Below are 22,722 nucleotides of genomic sequence, written 5' to 3'. Positions count from 1 at the left end.
TCGAGCGAGACGATGAGGTTCTTCAGTGCGCGGCGGCATGAGCTGTGCTTCGTCACCCCAGCGGGATGGCAATCCTTACCTGTGTGCCATCAAGGACGCCATTTCGGATGATCGTGGGGTAGTCCATTAGGCCAAGAATGACAGCCCGTCTCCGCCACGTTGACACCCATCGAATACGAAACCACCATCAACCAACTGGCCGCACAAGCCACCTGACCAACTTATCCCCCAAACATGCAGCAGTCCCACGATCAGTGGCTCGATGATGGTGAAGGCCGGACCAAACCCCTGCCCAGTGGGCTACTTCTTCTCTGCTTCACCGGGCAGCACGGGGAACGTTGTGCTGACTCGTTCATAGTGCTTGGTAGGCAAGCCGTTGATATTTCCCGTTCCGTTCCGCTTGAACACTCCAGCAAACTGATACGCTCTGGTTCTGAGTATGGGATCGATGTTCTGGATAAAGACAATGCGGTTATCTCGGTAGTCGCCACTATCGACTGCATCCCACCCATCGTTATACTCCTCGAGCGTCATTCCGTCAGCTGAGAGGATGTTGTGCCAGCCGCGCGACACGGCATTTCCTTGAAGCTCTGCTTTCGGGAACCAGACATGGTATTCGTCGCCATACACCGGCTTTAGTCTTCTGGGGATGAAATAGGATTTCTGGAGACTTCTGTAGTCATCGCTGAAGAGGGCGTTGCACGCCTCTGCCATAGTCCTGAACCGCACGTCGTCTGCAACAGACAACTCCTTTAGGGACTGCACATAGGTAATCGGGTCCTCCGGGACACCCGTCCAAGGATCGAAAGCTCCGCTGCGCTTCTGAGTCTGCACGGCGCTTCTCAGGCGTTCTACTGCGCGATCGATGGAACCAGAAACGTCGGCTAGGCTGAGCCAGCGTCCCTGTGGATCAGCGATATCGATGTCTATCTGCTGGTATCCACTGGTTGGCTGCACTTGGTGCAAGACATCGAAGATCGTCCACTGGCGAATCTCGTCTTGGCTCTGTTGGCCTAAATGAGAGGGCTCATTGCATTCAATCCCGATGTTGAGCTGTGGGAAATACAGGTCAATGAAATAGCGCTCCGTAGAGGACTTGGCCACGAGCTTCTGTGTGACCGGCTGAATGTCGTTGTCAGCAAGGCGGTTCCAAATGGCGTTGACGACATAGTTTTCATAGTCCTTGCGCTTTGTCCTGGACAGTGTGCGGACCAAATACTCCAGCTTTTCCATATCCTCGTCTGTCCTTTCAAGCACCATCGCCTGTGAGTCCTGTCAGAGTCCTAGGTTACACCCGCATTGTGGAAGTGCAGACGAGAATGCGTCTGCTCCACAGGTCCCACAGAGGGAAATGAACAATGGTCGCCGACGACCGGTCACCTGAGCCGGATCGAACGGAATTTCGGCCCATAGGACGTTGGGAGTGTGGACAGTTTTCCGTATCTTTTTGGAAGGCTTGTATGAGGGTTGTGTATTCGATTGAGCAGAAACGTGTGGCTGTGGCAACGTTTCGAAGGTTGGGCTCGTATGTGAAGACGATCCGGAAGCTGGGCTATCCGTCTCGGCATGTGTTGCATGATTGGGTGCATCAGTCTTGGCGGGGTCGCAAATCCGTGGTGAAGAGGCAGCCTCCTCGCCATTACCCGTGGACTGTCACGCTGGCTGGGGTCCAGCGGATGAATACTGGACAATCGGTCAAAGATATTGCTGGGGATCTGGGCGTTGGTAACCATATGCTGTTGTATAAGTGGATGCGTTTATGGAACCACGATGGTGAGCGAGGCCTGATGACTAAACGTGACAAACGCGAGGCTGATGGGTGAGCAACCCGGGCTCAACTCGAGAAGTCACTACCACAAGATCCTGACGAGTTACGCTCTCTAGCAGCCAAGCTCTTGGTAGAAAAGCATGTGGTCGAACGCGAGCTTGATCTGGTAAAAGAAGACGCGGGCGTCATCCCGGGCAAACTGTCGAACCTGAACAAGACATGCATCATTGACCAGTTACGTGCCCGTCTTCCTGTCGTGATGCTCTTGGAGGTGTGTGGCATGTCGGCCAGTAGCTATCAGTATTGCCGGGGCGTGCTTGATCGTCCTGACACGTATGCCAAGCTTGCTGAGCAGATCAAGAAGATTTCGGCTGATTCGGGCTGTACATACGGTTCTGCGCGGATCTGGCTACAACTCAAGCGACTCGGAGTGAGCGTTTCGGAGAAGGTTGTCCGTCGCTTGATGAAACAGCATCGGATCCCGGTCTTTTATGCTCACCGGAAACGACGCTACTCCAGCTACGAGAGAGACGAGTCCGGCCCCCGATGATCACGTGGCACGTGATTTTCAAGCTGATGAGCCTAACAGATTGTGGCTCACCGATGTCACTGAGTTCGCCGGTCCGGATGCCAAGGTCTATCTCAGCCCGATGATTGATTGCTGTGATGGGAAAGTCGTGGCGTGGCAGACGAGTCGACGTGCGGACAAGGTGATGACACAGTCGATGCTCGAAGCAGCGATTGCCAGTCTGCCTGCTGACCGGCACGATGCTCTGCGTGAGGCTAAGGAGGCTGTGCCTCTCATTATCCATAGTGATCGTGGTGGGCATTACCGGACTGCTGAATGGATTGAGACAACGAAAGCTGGTCGGGTTACTCGCTCGATGGGAAAGAAGGGATGCAGTCCCGATAACGCCGCCTGTGAAGGATTCTTCGGGCGCATGAAAACGGAAATGTTGTACGGTCGAACATGGACCTGTACTGCCCAGCTCGAGATGGCAATCAATGATTACCTCATCTTCTACAACACAAACCGCTTGAAAACATCTCTTAGAGGCACCATCCAAGAAAACCGTGACAAAATAGAGAAACCACAACCATCCAGAAAACAGTCCTGACCCCCTTTAGGCCTAAAACCCGAAAAAGAAACTTGCCCCGCATTTCTGCGGGGCAAGTTTCGAACTCGGCCTGTTTAGTGGAGCATAGGGGATTCGAACCCCTGACCTCTTCCATGCCATGGAAGCGCGCTACCAACTGCGCCAATGCCCCTCGGACTAGATAAAGCTTACTGACCCAATCACATTCGGCCAAATTCTGACGGCACAGATCGGTGAGAGCCTCACCACGTGCCGGGCAGAATGTGGCACTACTACTCTGCCTTTGCCCGGTTGTAGGAGATCAGGAGCCATTCGGGTGTGCGCTCAGGGCGAGGAACCAACATGGCCCAATGGCAGTTATCCATTCCGCGCAAGCCGGTCCACCCCTCCGGATCCATTCCGAGCATGGCCGTAACTCCCGCTCGAAGCGCCGCGCCGTGTGCAACCACAATGAGGGTTCCGCCATCCATCTTGGCCGCAGCGTCCCACACAGCGCTCTGAATACGATCTGCTACAACAGAGTTGCGTTCAACGCCTAGCCCCTCTGGATGGCCACCGGCTCTCCACACTGCATACTCTCGAGGGTTGGCTGCCACCATGTCCTCGCGTGTGAGACCCTCCCATTCGCCATAACACCGTTCGACCAGACGTGCGTCTACTTCCACATCGAGGCCCGTCACACCTCCCAGCGCGCGGGCGGTATCGAGTGCGCGTGAGAGTGGCGAACTGACGATCATTGCGGGATTCAGTTGTGCAAGTTCCACGGCGACGCCGCGGGCTTGCTCACGTCCCGTTTCGTTGAGTGGGAAATCTTGAGAACCTTGAATGCGCCCGGCAACGTTGAGATCAGTCTGGCCGTGGCGCCACAGCACCACGCGGTCTGCACTCACGCCTCGGCATCCTCCGGCCTGTCGGAAGCTTCCTCGCTTGATCCTGCGAGCAGACGATCCAGCGTACTGGTTTCCTCGCCTGTATCAATACCCAGATCAATCACCGGGCAGTCGCCCCAGAGCTTCTCCAGAGCGTAGAACTCACGGTCCTCTTCTTGTTGGACATGAACCATGAGTTCGTCGAAATCAATGATGACCCAGTGAGGCGATGCGTCCATGCCTTCGCGGCGCTGGCGATGAACACCAGCCTTCAGCATAGCTTCGTCGATCGCATCGACGAGCGCACGAACTTGGCGGTCACTCGATCCGGAGACCACCAGAAAAACGTCGGTCAACATCAGACGATCTGAGACGTCAATTGCGGATATGCTCACGGCCTTCAATTCGGCGGCAGCAGAAGCTGCAATTCGGGCATATTCCTTAGCTTGGTCGGTTGCGACCACATGAACTCCTATATATGGGTAGGAATGAGAGCAGCTGCGGCTCGAACGGAATCGATATCAACTCCCAGCGGAACAGCACCACTCATGAAAAAGTGCCGGATTGCCAAGCCAACCAAGACTCCAAGGAGCAGGCCAACAAGCACAAAAACCACAGTCATCAGCACGCCGTGTTGGCCACCCGTCGATTCCGCCTCATCCTCCGCCGAATCGTCAAGATTGGCGGATACCTCAGGGAATGCAACGTGTTTGTCTGCAGAACTCTCCGGACCAGCAGGAAGCGCAGGAGCTTTTTGCTTTGAAGGCGAACTAATAAAATCGCCCAAGGCTGCCACACTACTCGGTTCCACGGTTGTGCGCGCCCACGAGGAGTCACCTGTGGGCGATTCGTCATGCGCTGGTTCGTCCGGGGAGTTACCTGAGCGTCCAATAGCAGCGGTATCTTGACGGACGCGAGCGAGAAGCCGATCTTCAAGGCTTTCATCGCTTTCTGAATCGAAATCCACTGATGCGTCGTCCGCACCAGCGTGCAATTCTCGCTTCTGCGAGCCAGCGGTAGCGTCATGTGAGTCATCGGCCGAGCCCTGAGCGCTAGAGAAACGATCAAACACACTTCGCCGTGCGCCGTTATCAGAGCTTCCGGGAGAGACAACCGACTCGCGGGCCGATCCAATCTTGGGTTCGGCTTGCCCGGGCGCAATCACAGGCTCATCGGGCGTGACCGGACTCGCACTGCTCGCCGCAGCTGCCAACTCGGCTGCCACGGCCTCATTGCTGGCAGTTGACCGTTCGCGCAGTTCCTTGCGTGAAAGCCTGCGCAGATTCAGCTCCTGGGTCTGGCTAAGCTCCTCGATGGGGGAAGTGCCAGTTGTCACCGGCTTGAGGAGGCCCCTTTCACGCATCTCGCGACGGGAGAGACGCGGTGTCTCCTCACTCATTGTTTCTCCTTCCGTTCAGAAGCTTCGTGCCGCTGAACTCCATCTGATCATGAGTCTCTGACAACTCCTGATAAAGATGGTACTTCGCAATGTATTGAACCACGCCATCTGGCAGCAAATACCATATCGGCGCGCCGCGCCGAACGCGAGCTCGACAGTCCGTAGACGATATTGCCATGGCTGGTACTTCCAGCAGGCTAATTCGTTCTGCGGGTAACCCCGTAACGTCAAGCTGGTGGCCCGGACGGGTTACTCCGACAAAGTGCGCCATGCTCCATAACTCATCGGGATCCTTCCATTTGAGGATGTCCGGAAGCACATCGGCGCCCGTGATGAAATAGAACTCTGCACCTGGATAGCTGTGCCGCAGATCACGCAGAGTATCTACCGTGTAGGTCAGTCCAGACCTTTCAATATCCACGCGAGAGACTGAAAAACGCGAGTTTGATGCGGTTGCAATCACGGTCATGAGGTAGCGATGTTCTGGTAAAGTCACCGCTCGATCTCGCTTGAACGGTTGGCGTCCCGTGGGCACAAACACGACTTCGTCGAGGCCAAAAACGTGTTGAACCTCAGATGCCGCAACGAGATGTCCGTGATGTATTGGGTCAAATGTTCCGCCCATGATCCCGATTCTCCGTGGCCGGTTCGGGTGATCCGGTATTGGAACGTGGACATCAGTTTCGGACATGCCCATCTCCCTCGACGATCCACGTTGTGGTCGTCAGCTCAGTCAAACCCATCGGACCGCGAGCGTGAAGCTTCTGGGTGGAAATACCAATCTCCGCACCCAGGCCCAGCTCGCCGCCATCTGTAAAACGCGTCGAAGCATTGATCATGATCGCGGCACAGTCCACTCCGGCCGTGAAACGCCGAATCGCAGCGAGATCCTGCGAAACGATTGCCTCCGTGTGGCCGGTTGAATACGCGCGGATATGGTCTATCGCCGATTCTTCGCTAGGAACAACTTTAACCGCAATCTCTAGGTCGAGGTATTCCGTCGCCCAGTCCTCATCAGTGGCGGGAATCACATCAACACCGTCAGGCGCAAGAGTTGCCGAGGTCCCGCAACCATGTATCGTGACGCCTCGATCCGCTAATGCCCGGAGAACGCGTGGCATGAACCCGGTGGCGACTTCCTCATGGACCAACAGGCTTTCGGCAGCGTTGCACACTCCCGGACGATGAGTCTTTGCATTGATCGCAATAGCGAGTGCCTTGTCCAGATCAGCTGCCCGGTCCACGTAGACGTGGCAGTTCCCCACGCCCGTCTCAATAACTGGAACCAGCGACTCCCGCACCACGGTCTGGATCAATCCCGCTCCCCCGCGAGGAATGACGAGGTCAACGAGCCCGCGCGCCCGCATCAACGCCACAGAACCCTCTCGCCCAAACGAATCAATTGTCTGAACTAGGTCAGGGTTAAGCCCTTTTTCGACGACGACGTCGCGCATCACCTTCACTAGTACAGCGTTGGTTTCTTCCGCGGCCCGGCCTCCGCGCAGGATGACAGCCGATCCGGCTTTCAGTGCCAGTGATGCGGCGTCAATCGTAACATTCGGGCGTGCTTCGTAGATCATCCCAATGACACCCATTGGCACGCGCACCTGGCGCAGCACGAGGCCATTTGGCAACGTGGATCCTCGCACCACCTCTCCCACTGGGTCTGGCAGGCCCGCAACGTGCCGAGTGGCCTGCGCGATAGCCGAGATTCGGTCCTTGGTCAGGCTGAGCCGGTCAAGCAGACTGGCAGACATGCCGGCGTCGCGCCCATGTGCCATATCCGCCTCGTTGCCTGCGATGATGGCGTCCGTGTGGGATTCCAAAGCATCCGCTATGCCATTGAGCAGTGCATCCTTGGCACTGCTTGTTGCATTGCGAAGATCACGAGAAGCAACCTTTGCCCGGCGCGCCAGATCCTCGACACCCGAGACCACTGTTTGATCTGTCATGTGGCAAGCCTACGGTTCTTTCGTGCCAAGGTGAACTTGCCGATCCAATCCCGGGAGCTTCTCCTGCGGCTCGATCCACGTGACTGCCCGATCAACCGACGCTTCGCGCAGTCCAACCCACGCCAGTGGCACGACTTCATGATTCGCTAGGGGCTGAGCTTGGAGATCCCACGTGAGGGCGGGAATACCTCGGTTGAGCAAAGCGTTCCTCCCCAAGACCCGGTAGACGCCGGGTAGCTATGTGGCCCCAAGGGGCCGGACACAACGTGGAAGGGCGAAATGGCTACAGTCGAGATCACCGAGGAAAACTTCAACGAGAGCGTCAAGGAAGGCACTGTACTTCTGGACTTCTGGGCATCATGGTGCGGCCCATGCCGCCAGTTCGGCCCGGTGTTCGAGAAGTCTTCTGAAAGCCACACAGATATCACCTTCGGGAAGGTTGATTCAGACGCTAACCAGCAACTGGCAGCTGAGTTCAACGTCCAAGCGATTCCAACCCTCATGGCGTTCCGCGATGGCATTCAGATCTTCCAGCAGGCGGGAGCCATGCGCCACAACGATCTCGAGGATCTTATCTCGCAGATCAACGCTTTGGACATGGACGCTGTCCGTGCACAGATTGCTGAAGAGGAAGCCAAGAAGGCTAACTGAACAGCCTGATGAGCTGACCGGTGGGCGGGCCGTTTGCGGTCCGCCCACCGTGGAACTGAAATGGGCGGATGGTCAAGACCATCCGCCCATTTCGTCACCTCAGCACTAAACCGCTACTTCACCTCTGAGCGAGCCTTCAGCAGAGGAAGCACTCCACGGATGATCGATGCGAGATCAGTTGGCAGGGAGGCTGGCATGAAGATGATGCCGTCGGCTCCACCCAAGCCAATCCAGTTCTCTACCGCATCTGCCACGTCGTAAACAGTTCCAACGGCCTTTGCCTTGCCGCCAAACAGCGGCCTCTGTTGGATTCCCTCAATGAGGAGTGCGCGTTCGCTTGCGGCCTTAGCACTGCCAGAAATGACCACGCCCATATCGACAAGAACGTCAAGGCTGCGGCCTTGTTCTGCTGCCGCCGATCGCAACGCAAAACGGCACTCCCGGGCTACATGCGGATCCTCAGTTTGGAGGCGAACGGCGTCAACCAAAGCCGTGAGCTCGGTCAAGTTCATCTGCAGAACGTCGTCGGCGCTCATACGGCCGCTGACATGGATACCTGCGTCATGGGCTGCGGTTGAGAACGAAGTGAGTGCCCGTAGATCGCTACTGTGATCCAAGGAAATCTCGATTGATCCCCAGCCGTCACGCTGCTGTGAGAGAAGGCCAATCGCTTCGGCAAGTTTGGGGGCCTCGGTTGGAACTTCTGCGGAAAAACCTGCCGCACCGGTGTCAGTCAGTCTGGCCATCGTTCGAACTGCGTCCATAGACCCGCCACTTCGATCGCAGCGCATCTGGAACTCCTTCGCAAGCAGAATCAGATCGAGGCCGCCTGAGCATGCCGCACTTGCACATGAGACTAGCTTCGGGAAGCTAGCAAACTCGACGGGGAGGTCCATACCCAGACTTGAATAATCGGCGGAGGACGCCGCGCTCAGAATCGTAAGATCGATGCCGATATAGGCATCGGTCATGCGTTCGACTCCTGCTGGGCTTGCTGTGGTTGGGGTATCTAGGCTGGTCAGTTGAACTGTCATATTCGTTCATCCGTTCACGGGTCGGCCTGAAAGGCTATGGAAAACACGTGGAGCGCTCTTAGCGCTATGGAGGAAGCGTGCTGTGAACCTACGCACGTAAGTAGGTATAGATTTACCTACACATTCGAAAGTGGTTCACGAGAAATACGATGACCGCAGACGCACGATGATCCTCAATGTGTGATGACATAACATGCGTCATGGCTTTTCATCCCTTCATACGCAGCTCGTGGTTTTTCACGATGCTGTGTGAACAATGGCCCGCTCGTGACGGGGCATGTCCGCTTGTGGCGGGCACGAGGTTAGATTAACCACCCCATCGTCCGAATGGCAAGACGGCAGCACCAAACAGTGGACGATATCACTCAAAAGGGGTAAAGGGCCCAGAAGCCCTAAGGATCAGCTCAATCGAACTAGATCGTTGACGTGCACCACGGGCTTCATACCCTGAGCGCCGTCCCGGTCCCCCGCAATTCGCACCAGTTCCTCTGAAGAAAAGCCTGAGAGGCCGCGCGCAATTGCGTGCCCGGTCATGTCCCGAATCTCCACCATATCGCCAGGACCGAATCGGCCGGCCACCGCTGCAACTCCCACTGGGAGCAACGAAACCCCGCGCTTGCGCAAGGCGGCCGCGGCGCCGTCGTCCACAATGATCTGCCCACGAACCTGCGCGGCATGTTCGAGCCAAAGCCGGCGTGCCGAAGATCGCCGCCCCGTAGGGTTGAACCACGTACCCACATTCCCGGATTCGAACGCGGTGCCCACGTTCTCCGCTGACGTCAACAAAACGGGCACACCGCCCGAAGATGCGAGTTCGGCGGCGTCAACCTTGGTGCGCATTCCACCTGTGCCGACGTCGGAGCCACGTCCCGTAATCTCAAGGCTTTCGAGGTCCTTGCGAGAGTTGACCTCAGTGATGAGCCTAGCTTGGGAATACTTCGGTGGAGCAGTATACAATCCGTCCACATCTGTGAGCAGAATCAGTGCATCGGCGTCCACCAGATGGGCCGTCAAAGCAGCCAACCGATCGTTGTCGCCAAAGCGATGTTCATCGGTAGCGACGGCGTCATTCTCATTGACAATCGGGATCACTCCGAGGCCTAAAAGCGTGCGCAATGCGCTCTGCGCATTTGAGTATTGGCGCCGGTTAACCACGTCTTCAACCGTCAGAAGGATCTGGCCGATCGTGATGCCCGCTTTGAGGAACTCATGTTCGTAGGCAGCCATGAGCCGCGACTGTCCAACCATGCATGCTGCTTGGTAGATGTGGATCTCACGAGGGCGCCCTGTCAGGCCCAGTGCTGGCGCTCCAGCGGCGGCCGCTCCCGATGATACAAGGACCACCTGCTGGCCCCTTTCACGGGCAGCACTCAGAACAGAAGTGAGGTGAGTCAGCTGAGTCCAGTTGAGGCTACCATCTGGCAGAGTCAACGACGACGAGCCCACCTTGACTACGACGCGGCGGGCCTGTCCAAGCAGATGACGATTAAGCAGTGGAGCCTTCACACCGTAATAGTGCCACTAATACGGTGTGAAGGCTCCCCACGTCCACGATTCCTTTATTCCTCGCCAGGATCCGTCCAGTGGCCAGCTTGCCGCTCAGTCCACAACGCATCGCGCGCTTCAGTCTTGGCATCCATGCGGTCCTTGTACTCCTTGCGGCGTTCGCTGCGCGAGGGCCGTTGGCTTTCATCCAAGCGCAGATCTGTTCCGCGCGGACCCAACAGCTCAGCACCGGTCATCATGGTGGGCTCCCAATCGAAGATGTAGCCGGTATCCTCCGGGCCAATCACCACCATGTCGCCTGCTCGGGCGCCCGCTGCCAGAAGTCCCTTCTCGATGCCAAGAGAGTCGAGCTTGTCAGCTAGGTAACCGACGGCCTCGTCGTTATCGAAGTTGGTCTGACGCACCCAGCGTTCCGGCTTGTCGCCACGAATGACGAAGAAATCCTCACCGGAACGTGAAGCGCGATGGATCGTGAACTCCTGCTGATTGCGCGAACGCGGGCGCAGCACAACACGAGGAGCTTCCTCTGGTGCAGGGGCAGCCAATCGCGCTTCTGCCACCGCTGAGGCAAGTGAGAATGAAAGTGCGCGAAGCCCCTCGTGCGATACAGCGGAGACAAGGAACACCTGAAGGCCGCGAGCCTCCAGTTCTTCTTTGACGAACTCTGCGAGCTCACGAGCTTCGGGCACATCAATCTTGTTCAGTACGGCAAGCCGTGGACGTTCCATGAGCGGGACGCGGCCCTCTTCTACCGGTAGCTGCTCCGAGTACGCAGCAAGCTCCGATTCGATGAGGTCGAGGTCTGAAAGTGGATCGCGGCCCGGCTCAAGCGTGGCGCAGTCAAGAACGTGCACAATAACCGCGCAACGTTCAATGTGGCGCAAAAACTCGAGTCCAAGACCCTTGCCTTCCGAGGCGCCAGGAATCAGACCGGGGACGTCTGCTATCGTGTAACGCTCTGCACCTGCCTGAACAACACCGAGGTTCGGGATTAGCGTTGTGAAGGGATAATCGGCGATCTTGGGCCGGGCAGCCGACATGGCCGCAATGAGCGAAGATTTGCCAGCGCTCGGGAAGCCCACGAGGGCCACATCAGCCACCGACTTCAGTTCAAGAACGATGTCCCGTACTTCGCCTTCATCACCCAGCAACGCGAAGCCTGGAGCCTTGCGCTTGGGAGAAGCCAGCGCGGCATTGCCCAGACCGCCACGCCCGCCACGAGCGGCCACATACCGCTCACCCACGGTGACGAGGTCCGCGAGCACATCGCCCTCTGGAGACTTCACCACAGTGCCAGAGGGTACGCGTACCAAAAGGTCAGAACCATTTCGGCCCATGCGCATATCCCCAGCGCCCTGAGCGCCCGATTCTGCACTCTGGTGAGGAGAATGGTGGTAGGTCAGCAGAGTGGTCACTTGAGGGTCCACCACCACGACGACGTCGCCGCCGTTTCCGCCATTTGCTCCATCTGGACCGCCGAGCGGCTTGAACTTCTCGCGATGCACCGATGCGCAGCCGTTGCCGCCGTTTCCGGCTGCAACGTGCAGCACCACGCGATCAACAAAGCTTGCCATGAGGTGTCTCCTCTAAGTGACGATTGGAATTACGTGCTTGTGAAGCAACATTGAGTGCTTGTGAAACAAAAAGGGACGGAAGGCATGGCCTTCCGCCCCTCAAAGTCTGAAACCTATCAGGCCTCTGCGACAACGATGTCAATGACCTTGCGGTCACGACGAGTGCCGAACTGGACGTTGCCAGCGGACAGAGCGAATAGAGTATCGTCCTTACCGCGGCCTACGTTGATGCCTGGGTGGAAGTGGGTGCCACGCTGACGGACGAGGATCTCGCCAGCCTTGACGGATTCACCACCGAAACGCTTGACACCGAGGCGCTGCGCGTTGGAATCGCGCCCGTTGCGTGAGGAGCTTGCGCCCTTCTTATGTGCCATCTTCGAAACCTGCTCTCTTTGGATGCGTTGACGGAGTTGGGACTGCCCATGCAGTCCCACGACTCACTTGATGCCGGTGACCTTGAGGCGGGTCAGCTTCTGGCGGTGACCCTGACGCTTGCGGTAACCCGTCTTGTTCTTGTACTTGATGATCGAAATCTTCGGGCCCTTATCGTCCCGAACGACCTCGGCGGTTACCTTTGCTGAAATGCCATCGGCAGCCGTGGTGACCTTGTCACCGTCAACGAGCATGATGGGCTCAAGCTCAACGGTATCGCCGGCCTGTCCTTCCATCTTGTCAACGACGACGACGGACCCGACGGACACCTTCTCTTGACGGCCGCCGGCCTTGACGATCGCGTAAACCACGTTCTTGCTCATCTCTGTTGATTACGGCTGCTCGCGCTGATGCGCGATGCTCTGACTGTTGGGCGCACCGAGCTTGATACTCAATCAGCGCGCCGACTATTTAGATTACTTGGTGAGGCAGAGCTTGGGCAAGTCCGCCGGGCCGCCGGACGCGGCCCATGAGTATGGGATGCGCCACGCCGGTCAACTCGCTCAGATTGCCCTAGCCTCTTTACTCAGCTGGGAAGCTGAGAATTGCCCCGCTTGCTCCGGCTCCCGGAGTGATTGTGCCTGAGGAGCTTACGCGGCGCGTGCGGCGCGCACGCGCCGGCTCCGCAGAACCTGCTGCCTTCTCACCGTCACCGTTTGGAGCTGTGGTGCTCACGGAAGCATTATCCGCTGCAGCGATACTGGTGGCGGGATTCGAACTGCGATTGGATCCTCGGCGCGCGTTGCCGCGCGTCTGCCTTCCGGTGCTACCCGTACCGGCATTCGAGTTTCGGCTCTTGGCTCCCCGCGAGCTACCTCGCCTGTTTACAGGCTTATCCTCGGATTCGCTTTCGGTTGTGGCATCGGCGCTAGCGTCGCCCGCCAAATTCTCGCGGCCGTCTCCACCAGTGCTGTGGTTCGCATCATCAGGCTGCTCGCCGTGCCCCTTGGCCGCGGCTGCCGCAATCGAGTTGATTGCCGCCTTCGCTTCACCGTGCTTGGATTCTTCTTCCACAACGGCTGGCTCAGTAGGAGTCTCACGCTGCTTGACTGGCTTGTTCTTGCGGCGCACGGGAACTTCAGCACCTTGATCGTTGCGCTCAACCGGGTGCGTATGGGTGATAAAGCCGCGGCCTTCACAGGCCTCACATGGAGTTGAGAAAGCTTCAACCAAACCTTGGCCAACGCGCTTGCGGGTCATCTGAATGAGTCCCAGCGAGGTTACCTCAGCCACTTGGTGGCGGGTGCGGTCGCGCCCCAAACACTCAATGAGCCTGCGCAGAACGAGCTCACGGTTCGCTTCGAGCACCATATCGATGAAGTCCACCACTATGATTCCACCGATGTCACGAAGACGCAGTTGACGGACGATCTCTTCGGCCGCCTCCAGGTTGTTGCGAGTGACTGTCTCTTCGAGCGTGCCGCCAGCACCGGTGAACTTGCCTGTGTTGACGTCAATGACGGTCATTGCTTCGGTACGGTCGATGATGAGCGTTCCACCCGATGGCAGCCACACTTTGCGATCAAACGCTTTGGCTAGCTGTTCGTCAACGCGGTGCTCAGCAAAGATGTCCTTGCTGCTGGTCCAGTGCGAAAGCCTGCTCGAAAGTTCCGGTGAAAGCTCGCTGACGTATTCGGAGATGGTAGACCACGCCTCGTCGCCTTGAACCACGAGGGACTGGAAATCTTCGTTGAAGATATCGCGAACCACGCGCACGGCCAGCTCAGGTTCTCCCTTGAGGAGCGACGGCGCCGACTTGAAGTTCTTGGACTTCTGCTGGATGTCGTTCCAGGCCTTTGTTAGCCGATCCACGTCTGCGCGCAGCTGCTCTTCGGTGGCGCCTTCGGCAGCAGTGCGAACGATCACGCCGTGTTCCGGCGGCACAATTTCACGAAGAAGCTTCTTCAGACGCTGGCGTTCCTTTTCCGGGAGCTTCCTGGAGATACCGGTCATTGCTCCGGAGGGAACCAGAACGAGGTGGCGGCCCGCAAGCGTGATCTGGGCCGTCAGGCGTGCACCCTTGTGCCCAATTGGGTCCTTGGTGACCTGCACCAGCACGGTATCGCCAGACTTCAGAGCCTGTTCAATTCGGCGCGGCTTGCCGTCCATGCCGGCCGCTTCCCAGTTGACCTCACCGGCGTAGAGCACGGCATTGCGGCCCTTTCCGATGTCAACAAACGCGGCTTCCATGGAGGGCAGAACGTTCTGAACGCGACCCAAGTAGACGTTTCCGACCATTGAGACCTGAGTGTGGCGAGCTACGTAGTGCTCTACCAGAACGCCATCTTCAAGCACTGCGATCTGGTTGAGACCGTCTTGCTCACGCACCAGCATGTCCCTCTTGACCGATTCGCGGCGCGCGAGGTACTCAGATTCCGTTACGGAATGACGGCGGCGGCCAGCCTCGCGCCCTTCCTTCCTGCGCTGCCGTTTCGCTTCAAGGCGAGTCGATCCCTTCGGCGCTGCAACCTCATCAGAGGATTCGGTGGAGCGGCGGCGACGACGACGACGCGTCACACTTCCGGATTCCGAGACATCGGTTGATGCAGCGGCCTCGGCCTCACCCTGTGCGGAGGAGTTCTCAGCGGGTTCCTCGGGCGCCTGCTCAGCCACTTCTTCGGAGGTCTTGCGGCGACCGCGAGATCCGCGCTTGCGGCGGCTGGATTCTTGTGCGGAGTCATCTTCAGCTTCAGCCACGGAAGCCTTGTCCGATTCGGCGGAGGTTGCCCCACTAGGTTCGTCGACTTCACTCTTCGCAGTGAGTGCGGGGGCTGCATCTGTGCGCGCTGGCCGACGGCGTGTCCGGGCGCGCGCCACATCTGGCTCTTGGAACAGGAGTGCGGTCATCGCTGGGACTTCTGCAGGTTCAGGAGTAGTGCCAGCGGGTTCGGGAGTCGACGTGAAGAGAACGTCCGCATCGGGCGTTGCTGCAGAGACGCTAGCTTTGCGGGTGCGGGTGCGCTTCGGCTTGGACTCTTGCTCACTAGAGTCCGGTACTGCTTGCTTGGTTGCGCCAGCAGCCTTCGTCTTGCGGACCCTTGTAGACTTCTCCGGCGTAGCGTCGTGAGGTTGGATGCCTTCTAGGAGGGCATCGGCGTCCTCAATGTGGGCCGTAGGGCGCTTAACTGTGCGCTTAGGCGCCTCAATCTTGAGCTCTGCCAGCGATTGCGCGACTGCATCGGACACATCTGGCGTTACCTGCTCAACCTTCTTACGGGTGCGGGCTGCCGGCTTGCGCTTTGGCCTCGCACTTGCAGCAGTTTCACCAGACGCGGAGGCAGCCGAAGGCTGCTGGGATTCGTTTGTTGCCTGTTCGGTTGACCGATCAGACGTCGTGGCTTCATCAGCCATGCGTACACACTCCTGCCTAGATAGGCCACGCCCCTCATCCACGTGTCTATCTAGACCATGTAATCGCGGCTCTGCCGCGGAAAGCTCTTTACACCCGAGGCGATATCCCCACCGGCGGCGGCGCATGAGCGGCGCACAGTGAATCGGATCAGACCGTCAGGCTGTTAAGTGATGCGGGTACACCTAACACCGCGTCTATTCTCGCACATGAACAAAGTGCGGTCTATTGACACACTCAGCGTGGGCAACGTGGCATCCATTGTGGAGCTACAGGTGTGATCGGCGGCATATGCCGATCCGTAACTGGCCGTGGTTCCACCGTGAAGCGTCAGAACCTCCACGCTCATCTGCATCGTTTGCCGACTGTGGCCACCTCCACACGGACTGAGCCGAGCTTCCCTGTAACGCAGAGACCCCGCGTTGGTGACACTGTCCTTGAGACAATAGGACGTCTGTCCCACTTCTTGCGAGTGGACGTCTTTGTTGTGCGAGTGGACGTCTTTGTTGTGCGAGTGGACGTCTTTGTTGTGCGAGTGGACGTCTTTGTTGTGCGAGTGGACGTCTTTGGTTCGGGTTGGCACAATCGCCACCCCGCCCGCTCCCTATCCGCACGAGGACTGTCAAGACACCTCTCTTGCTCTGCGAGAACGTGCAGAGCACCGTTCCGAAATGACGGCCGTAGCTCCACTTTTGGCTTTCTCTTGACTAATTCAGGATTAAACTTCACAAAAAGCGCGATTCTGGTGGAATGCAGACTCAGAATGCGCCAAGATTGGTATGTCATGCTGCGTTGGCTCCGCGGAATCCCTAAAAAGAACCTGTGCGCCGTTCGTAGCAACTTCGAGAACAAGACGGTTCTACACAGGCCGAATCGTGGGACCTGAGTCCCACTTCGGGTTCGTTCATCGATCGCATTGTCCTCTTCAACGTTCGCTCGATCGAAAGGTGTTCACGTGGAAGCCCTCGAGCTCGCACGGTGGCAATTCGGTATTACCACGGTCTACCACTTCATATTGGTGCCGTTGACAATCGGACTCGCTACGCTCGTCGCGATTATGCAAACAGCCGCATATCGGACTGGAAACCCCAAATGGCAGAAGGTCACAGATTTCTTCGGAAAGATCCTTCTCATCAACTTCGCCCTCGGCGTCGCAACCGGCATCGTCCAGGAGTTCCAGTTTGGCATGAACTGGTCGGAGTACTCGCGCTACGTCGGCGATATCTTCGGGGCTCCGCTCGCGTTTGAAGCCCTCTTGGCCTTCTTCTTGGAGTCCACGTTCCTCGGACTGTGGATATTCGGAAAGGGCCGTCTCTCTCCAAAGGTTCACACGCTCACAATCTGGCTCTTCGCACTTGGTTCCGCGGTCTCGGCATTCTTCATTCTGGCTGCCAATTCGTTCATGCAGTACCCAGAGGGTGCAATCGTGAATCCAGAAACCGGCCGCGCAGAACTGGACGGCATGGGCGGATTCCTGAAGGTTCTGTTTAGTACCACTTCTCTCCTGACATTTGCCCACACAATCTCCGCTGCTTTCCTCATTTCGGGAACTCTGGTAGCTGCCCTCTCCATTTGGTGGATGGCACGTTCGGTTCGCATTTCTGGAAATGAGGAGGAAGCGCGTACTTACTGGAAGCCAGCTGCACGCATTGGCTTAGTATCAGTGCTCATTGCTTCGATTGGCCTTATCGGCTCCGGGCACATCATGGGGCAACATGTTGTCGAAATTCAGCCGGCCAAGGCAGCCGCAATGATGGGAGTCTGTGAGTCTGGCGAAGCTCATGAGCTGACGCTCATCATGGACACACGCTCGTGCGATGGCGCTCAGCTGGTTCTGCCCATTCCTGGTGTTGAATCCTTTATGGCTACCAATCACTTCTCTGGGGAGGCCTCCTTCCTCCAGGGGTTGGATGACGTTAATGCCGAACTTCAGGAAAAGTACGCTGACGTCTTCGGACCGGATCAGGATTACCGTCCAAATCTGACTGTGACGTTCTATTCGTTCCGCATCATGGTTGGCATTGGTTTCTTGTTCTTTGGTCTCTCGCTTTTGGGTTTCTGGTACTTGCGGGGATCTCGGATCAACCGATCTGAGAAGGTCGGCCTATTTGCGAACTTCATGATTCCGATTCCATTCATTGCTTCCTCTACCGGCTGGTTGCTCACGGAAATGGGACGTCAGCCGTGGGTGGTAAATCCGGGCCAGAACGATGTGATGCTGCTGACCAACCTCGGAGTGTCTGGCAACGTATCTGCGTTCTCAATCGTCCTCTCCATGGGGTTGTTTACTCTCTTGTACACGGCCCTGGGCGTTGTGTGGTTCTTATTGATCCGCCGCTACGCACTCGAAGGTATCAACACTAAGAAAAAGGTCGTCGAGTACGACTCCAACGTCGATGCTCCAATGAGCTTCGTCTACTGAGAGGAGAAGGAACATGGATCTGTCATTTATTCAGCTTCTCTGGTTCATTCTGATCGGAGTCCTGTGGACCGGCTACCTCACACTTGAGGGATTCGGATTCGGCGTTGGCATGCTCTTGAAGATTCTTCCCCGAAATGAGAAGGAACGCCGGGCAACGCTCAACGCGCTCGGACCGCACTGGGACGGAAATGAGGTGTGGGTCCTCACCGCTGGCGGTGCAACATTTGCCGCATTCCCGGGGTGGTACGCCACCATGTTCTCCGGGATGTATCTGGCCTTGGTCGCAATCCTCCTCTGCCTCATTGTGAGAATCGCTGCGCTTGAATGGCGCAAGACCATCAACACCGACGCGTGGCGGACCTTCTGGGACTGGGCACACACCGTGGCCACATGGGTGGTTTCCATCCTGTGGGGCGTTGCATTCGCCAACCTTGTCCAGGGAATGAAGATTGAAGTGGGTTCCACCGTTGACGGTGTGTTCACAGCGATTCCCGCTTCCGAGGTGTCAACAGGTTTGACCGCGGGCCAGGTCCACGTGCTGACCGGCGGCTTCTTCTCCCTTCTCACACCATTCACCATCCTTGGTGGCTTGGTCACTCTGAGCTTGTTCCTCGCTCATGGAGCACTCTTCATCGCTATCAAGACCTCTGGCGACCTGAGTGTTCGCGCGAAGTCCGTAGCTAAGAAGATCCTTCCCGTGACCATCGTTATTGTCGCGGCATGGGCAGTTTGGGCAGAACTCGCCTACTCGAGTAACCCCGGTGTTTCACTTGTACCTCTGGTGCTGGCAGCCATCGCTCTGGTGCTGGCCTACGTGTTTGTGCTTCAGGGCAGCGAAGTCAAAGCATTCATCTCCAGCTTTGTCGGAATCGCCTTGGCAGTTGTCTTCATCTGGTGCGCAGTGTTCCCTGACGCCATGAAGTCCTCGATTGATCCGGCATATTCGCTCAGCTTGGCGCAAGCTTCGGCCACCGCCCCAACTCAAACCATCATGACGATCGCAGCGGTCATCTTCGTACCGATCGTGCTTGGCTACACCATCTGGGCTTACAAGGTATTTGCCCGACGCATTGATGCAACCGAGATCCCCGATGAGGGTGTCGGACTTCATCCAAAGAAAATCCGCGTCTTCGACGCGGTCTGATGGAAGACCTCATGACGGGCGCAGTCCTTCTGGGCTGCGCCCGTCGTGTTCTGGCAACAACCAGCAACACATGACAGAGTTATGAAGCAATGCCGCATCACTACTTGGAGATAACAGCCTGTGAAACCACTTGATCGCCGCCTGCTGACCTACGCCAAAGATGCTCGCAACTACATCATTCTTCTAGTTGCCACGGGATTGCTTTCCGCCGTCTTGGTCATCGCGCAGTCTCTTCTCATTGCAGGCACGGTTGCCCCAGTGATCGATGGAGATAAGACATTCGCTGAAGTCGCGCACCTAATCGCGTTTCTCGCCGGTGTGTTTGCACTGCGTTTGGTGATCACCTACGTACAGGAGGCCTTCGGCCATCGGGCCGCGCTTAAGGTCATTGCAGACCTACGCACCAAGGTGCTTCGGCACGCCGGCGACGTCGGCGAACGTTGGCTGTCGCGCGGCCACACCTCCTCCACCGTTACCTTAGTTACAGACGCGTTGGACGATCTGGAACCCTACTTCGTCAACTTCTTGCCTCAGCTGATTCTCACGGCCACAGTCACACCCATCAGTCTGATTGTCATCCTCAGCCTCGACTGGCTGAGCGCGATCGCAATCATCGTGTGCATTCCACTCATTCCGATCTTCATGATTCTCATTGGCCGCATGACCCAGAGCTACTCTGAATCCCGATTGGCTTCGATGCAGAAGCTTGGTCAACAACTGCTTGACCTGTTGGCGGGCCTCACTACTCTCAAAGCGCTGGGCCGCGAGCAAGGACCGCGCAAACGAGTTAAGGATCTTGGTGACGATTACGCCGAAAAGACCATGCAGACCCTGTACGTGGCTTTCCTTTCCGGCGCGGCACTGGAGTTTCTCGCAACACTCTCCACTGCTCTTGTGGCCGTAGAAGTGGGCCTCCGCCTCGTTGCTGGCCACATCGGCCTCTACGCTGGACTCGCCATCATCATGCTCACGCCTGAGGTATTCAGACCATTGCGCGAGGTCGGCTCACAGTTCCATGCCTCTGCTGACGGCGTTGCCGCATCCTCGCAAGTCTTCGATATCTTGGATGAGGAAGTCCCTGTGGTTTCTGGAACTACACCAGCCCCCGACCTCACCACCAGCACGATCGAAATCTCCGAGCTCAACGTCCGCGCACCCGGACGCGCCACGATCGCACCGTGCGGTTTGTCTGGAACAATTGAGCCCGGAAAAATCACTGCACTTGCTGGGCCCTCAGGTTCGGGAAAGTCCACCACTGCCTCAGTGCTGCTCAAACTGCTCGAACCTTCCTCGGGAGCCATCACGGCAGCAGGTATCCCACTTGATTCCATCGACCAAGAATCTTGGTGGAGACAGGTGACGTGGGTGCCACAACGCCCGGTCATCGTCCCAGGCACACTCCGTGAGAACATCGGCGCAGAACTCGGCCCCGAACTCGCGCAGGCATCACAACTGACCGGATTCGCCGACGTCGTCGCCGCGCTTGCGAACGGTTGGGATACGTTCGTTGGTCAAGGCGGAGTTGGACTTTCTGTCGGTCAGCGCCAACGGCTCGCACTTACTCGGGCGCTCGTAGAAGCACGTCCTTTGGTGGTGCTCGATGAACCGTCAGCTCACCTAGACGCCGTCAGTGAGCAGTATGTCTCACAGACAGTTCAGGCTTTGCGCGATCAAGGCCACACAGTACTGGTCATCGCCCACCGCGCAGCGATCTTGGATGTGGCGGACCATGTCATCACAGTCTCTGCGGACCACACGGAGGTGACCAAATGACAAAGGTTGATACACGCGCCGTTCGCCGGGCGATCAAGCTCCTTCAGATGGACAAAGCTGGTTTCTTCTGGTCGGTGATGGCGGGTGCCGCGGGCCTCGGATGTTCTGTAGGGCTGGCGGCGGTATCCGCTTGGCTCATCGCCCGCGCATCGCAGATGCCACCAGTGCTGGACCTTGCGGTCGCCACTACAGCGGTGCGTGCGCTGGGTATAGGAAAGGCCGTGTTCCGATACGTGAATCGCATCGCCTCCCACCGGGTGGCACTCTACGGCATGTCCAGCTTGCGCACTTCTGTATATGATTCGCTCGCTGATTCAGACACTGACGTAGTCACATCCATTCGCCGCGGTGACCTCCTTGCCCGCACAGGGAAGGATATCGATACCGTGGGAGACTTGGTGGTTAGAGCTCTCATGCCAGCTGCGGTGGCGCTGGCGGTCTCCATGCTTTCTGTGGGGATTGTGGGCGCGCTCTCCCCCATGATCGGGGCGCTATTGCTCGTGTGCCTGCTTCTTTCCGGGCTGGTTGGGCCTCTCTTTGCCGTGCGAGGCGCCAGCATGGCCGAGTCCGCACAGATTGTGGACCGAGCCGAGCTTTCTGCCCAGTCACTTGCGATGCTCGAATCCGCATCTGAGCTTCGCATCTCCGGACGTCTCAACTCCATGGAAGCGGCCACCGCGGCAACCGAACGCAGAATCTTCAAGAATCGCGACTCAGCCGCCCGACCCACGGCGCTGGCCGCCGCTATCGACCTCGGAGCCATGGGCATCGCGGTCATCGGCGCACTTCTCATTGGCAGCCAACAAGTGGCAGCGGGAACCCTAACCGGCGTGGAGCTCGCCGTAGTGGTCCTTACCCCGCTCGCCGCATTTGAAGCCACTCAAGTCATGGCAATGGCAGCTGTTCAACTTGTTCGCTCCTCGGGAGCTGCTGCCCGGATCCTTGATCTGATTGACACCGCCGAGGCCAAGCACGCCCTTCCCGCAACACCACCTGACCATGAAGAGACCGGCCTTGTTGTGGATGAACTGGTCATAGGGTGGCCAGACGCTCCGAGCATCGCGGGCCCACTGACGATCAACATTCAACGCGGCCAAACTCTTGCCATCGTTGGACCCTCAGGTATCGGCAAGTCCACGCTGCTCTACACCTTGGCTGGAATGCTCCATCCTCATAGTGGATCGGTACGAATTGACGGCAAGGAGATCTCGCGCCTGACGCGCACGGAAGTCTCAAACGTCCTCACCCTTACGGCCGAGGACGCTCATGTGTTTGAGACTACCGTTCTGGAGAACATCCGAGTGGCGCGCGGAGACGTTTCGGAGGAGGAAGCCACAGAACTTCTAGGGAGAGTCGGGCTATCCCAATGGCTCTCCGAGCTTCCGCAAGGTATCAACACCATGCTAGGTGAGAATGCAGCCAACATCTCCGGCGGTGAACGCCGCCGCCTGCTTATGGCACGTGCTCTTGCCTCTCGAGCAGATTTTCTTCTGCTCGACGAACCAGGTGAGCATCTTGATGGAGAGACCGCTGATAGGCTGATCCGGGATCTTCTTGCTTTGGGCGGTGATCGCACCGTCATCCTCGTGACCCATCGGCTCACACCTCTGGACGTGGCCGATCGCGTCGTCGTCCTATCCGAAAAGGACGGCGAAACGGTTGTGGCAGCAGCCGGAACTCACGAGGAACTGATGGCGACAGTTCCCGAGTACCGTTGGTCCACTCGCCGCGAATCCTAGGAAGAATGCCGAT

The 22,722-nt window shown here is 57.6% G+C and carries 20 protein-coding genes and 1 tRNA gene; 8 read left to right on the top strand and 13 right to left on the bottom strand.

All coding sequences use genetic code 11. From position 1 onward, the window contains the following. Positions 1-300 precede the first annotated feature (300 nt). Positions 301-1,233 (bottom strand): AbaSI family restriction endonuclease, encoded by a 933-nt coding sequence (locus tag H2O17_RS05010; RefSeq protein ID WP_182050710.1) that lies wholly within the window; start codon positions 1,231-1,233, stop codon positions 301-303. A gap of 383 nt (positions 1,234-1,616) precedes the next feature. On the opposite strand from H2O17_RS05010, the gene H2O17_RS05005 reads away from it, so the two are divergent. From H2O17_RS05005 to H2O17_RS04995, 3 genes are all read left to right on the top strand, one after another. Continuing rightward, positions 1,617-1,823, top strand: a complete 207-nt coding sequence (locus H2O17_RS05005; RefSeq protein WP_182050708.1) for a transposase — start codon at positions 1,617-1,619, stop codon at positions 1,821-1,823. A gap of 87 nt (positions 1,824-1,910) precedes the next feature. Beyond that, positions 1,911-2,318, top strand: a complete 408-nt coding sequence (locus tag H2O17_RS05000) for an IS3 family transposase (protein ID WP_182050706.1) — start codon at positions 1,911-1,913, stop codon at positions 2,316-2,318. Between the two features lie 4 nt (positions 2,319-2,322). After that, positions 2,323-2,886 (top strand): IS3 family transposase, encoded by a 564-nt coding sequence (locus H2O17_RS04995; protein WP_182050704.1) that lies wholly within the window; start codon positions 2,323-2,325, stop codon positions 2,884-2,886. A 78-nt stretch (positions 2,887-2,964) separates the two neighbouring features. On the opposite strand, the gene H2O17_RS04990 is transcribed toward H2O17_RS04995, so the two are convergent. The 6 genes from H2O17_RS04990 to H2O17_RS04965 all read right to left on the bottom strand — a co-directional run bounded on the left by H2O17_RS04990 (position 2,965) and on the right by H2O17_RS04965 (position 7,085). Beyond that, positions 2,965-3,037: transfer RNA gene (locus H2O17_RS04990), tRNA-Ala, on the bottom strand. A gap of 100 nt (positions 3,038-3,137) precedes the next feature. Then, on the bottom strand, positions 3,138-3,755 hold the full coding sequence (locus H2O17_RS04985) for a histidine phosphatase family protein (protein WP_182050702.1): 618 nt from the start codon (positions 3,753-3,755) through the stop codon (positions 3,138-3,140). Then, a complete protein-coding gene (gene rsfS, locus H2O17_RS04980; RefSeq protein WP_182050700.1) occupies positions 3,752-4,198 on the bottom strand; it encodes a ribosome silencing factor in 447 nt (148 codons plus the stop codon). Before rsfS ends, H2O17_RS04985 begins: the two co-directional genes overlap by 4 nt. A gap of 8 nt (positions 4,199-4,206) precedes the next feature. Next, positions 4,207-5,133: a hypothetical protein gene (locus H2O17_RS04975; RefSeq protein WP_182050698.1), complete on the bottom strand. Its 927-nt coding sequence runs from the start codon at positions 5,131-5,133 to the stop codon at positions 4,207-4,209. After that, entirely contained in the window at positions 5,126-5,824 is a 699-nt protein-coding gene (nadD, locus tag H2O17_RS04970; protein WP_182050697.1) for a nicotinate-nucleotide adenylyltransferase, read from the bottom strand. Before nadD ends, H2O17_RS04975 begins: the two co-directional genes overlap by 8 nt. After that, positions 5,811-7,085 carry a glutamate-5-semialdehyde dehydrogenase gene (locus H2O17_RS04965; RefSeq protein ID WP_182050695.1) on the bottom strand — a complete coding sequence of 425 codons (1,275 nt, stop codon included), beginning with the start codon at positions 7,083-7,085 and terminating at the stop codon, positions 5,811-5,813. Before H2O17_RS04965 ends, nadD begins: the two co-directional genes overlap by 14 nt. 279 nt (positions 7,086-7,364) lie before the next feature. On the opposite strand from H2O17_RS04965, the gene trxA reads away from it, so the two are divergent. Beyond that, positions 7,365-7,736: a thioredoxin gene (gene trxA, locus H2O17_RS04960; protein WP_182050693.1), complete on the top strand. Its 372-nt coding sequence runs from the start codon at positions 7,365-7,367 to the stop codon at positions 7,734-7,736. Between the two features lie 113 nt (positions 7,737-7,849). Here the strand turns inward: trxA and H2O17_RS04955 are convergent, their stop codons facing one another. The 6 genes from H2O17_RS04955 to H2O17_RS04930 all read right to left on the bottom strand — a co-directional run bounded on the left by H2O17_RS04955 (position 7,850) and on the right by H2O17_RS04930 (position 15,633). Then, the gene (locus H2O17_RS04955) at positions 7,850-8,770 is read right to left on the bottom strand and encodes an LLM class oxidoreductase (RefSeq protein ID WP_182050691.1); all 921 of its coding nucleotides are present in this window, start codon (positions 8,768-8,770) and stop codon (positions 7,850-7,852) included. Positions 8,771-9,169: 399 nt separating this feature from the next. Further along, positions 9,170-10,276, bottom strand: a complete 1,107-nt coding sequence (gene proB / locus H2O17_RS04950; protein ID WP_182050689.1) for a glutamate 5-kinase — start codon at positions 10,274-10,276, stop codon at positions 9,170-9,172. A 53-nt stretch (positions 10,277-10,329) separates the two neighbouring features. Next, a complete protein-coding gene (obgE, locus tag H2O17_RS04945) occupies positions 10,330-11,850 on the bottom strand; it encodes a GTPase ObgE (protein WP_182050687.1) in 1,521 nt (506 codons plus the stop codon). Between the two features lie 116 nt (positions 11,851-11,966). Beyond that, entirely contained in the window at positions 11,967-12,224 is a 258-nt protein-coding gene (gene rpmA, locus H2O17_RS04940) for a 50S ribosomal protein L27 (protein ID WP_182050685.1), read from the bottom strand. 63 nt (positions 12,225-12,287) lie between these two features. Beyond that, a complete protein-coding gene (rplU, locus tag H2O17_RS04935; RefSeq protein WP_182050683.1) occupies positions 12,288-12,605 on the bottom strand; it encodes a 50S ribosomal protein L21 in 318 nt (105 codons plus the stop codon). A 199-nt stretch (positions 12,606-12,804) separates the two neighbouring features. Further along, positions 12,805-15,633, bottom strand: coding sequence for an Rne/Rng family ribonuclease (locus H2O17_RS04930; RefSeq protein ID WP_182050681.1), 2,829 nt, complete (start codon positions 15,631-15,633; stop codon positions 12,805-12,807). A 953-nt stretch (positions 15,634-16,586) separates the two neighbouring features. Here H2O17_RS04930 and H2O17_RS04925 point away from each other — a divergent pair. The 4 genes from H2O17_RS04925 (at position 16,587) to cydC (ending at position 22,709) form a co-directional block, all read left to right on the top strand. Continuing rightward, positions 16,587-18,053, top strand: coding sequence for a cytochrome ubiquinol oxidase subunit I (locus tag H2O17_RS04925; protein ID WP_182050679.1), 1,467 nt, complete (start codon positions 16,587-16,589; stop codon positions 18,051-18,053). A gap of 13 nt (positions 18,054-18,066) precedes the next feature. Then, positions 18,067-19,197: a cytochrome d ubiquinol oxidase subunit II gene (gene cydB / locus H2O17_RS04920; RefSeq protein ID WP_182050677.1), complete on the top strand. Its 1,131-nt coding sequence runs from the start codon at positions 18,067-18,069 to the stop codon at positions 19,195-19,197. 120 nt (positions 19,198-19,317) lie between these two features. Next, complete coding sequence (gene cydD, locus H2O17_RS04915; RefSeq protein WP_182050675.1) at positions 19,318-20,970, top strand: thiol reductant ABC exporter subunit CydD; 1,653 nt, start codon at positions 19,318-19,320, stop codon at positions 20,968-20,970. After that, positions 20,967-22,709: a thiol reductant ABC exporter subunit CydC gene (cydC, locus tag H2O17_RS04910; protein ID WP_182050673.1), complete on the top strand. Its 1,743-nt coding sequence runs from the start codon at positions 20,967-20,969 to the stop codon at positions 22,707-22,709. The genes cydD and cydC overlap by 4 nt, the downstream gene beginning before the upstream one ends. Positions 22,710-22,722 lie beyond the last annotated feature (13 nt).

This window comes from Changpingibacter yushuensis, from assembly GCF_014041995.1.
Taxonomy (GTDB): Bacteria; Actinomycetota; Actinomycetes; order Actinomycetales; family Actinomycetaceae; genus Changpingibacter; species Changpingibacter yushuensis.
This window is presented reverse-complemented; position numbering and strand designations above follow the sequence as displayed.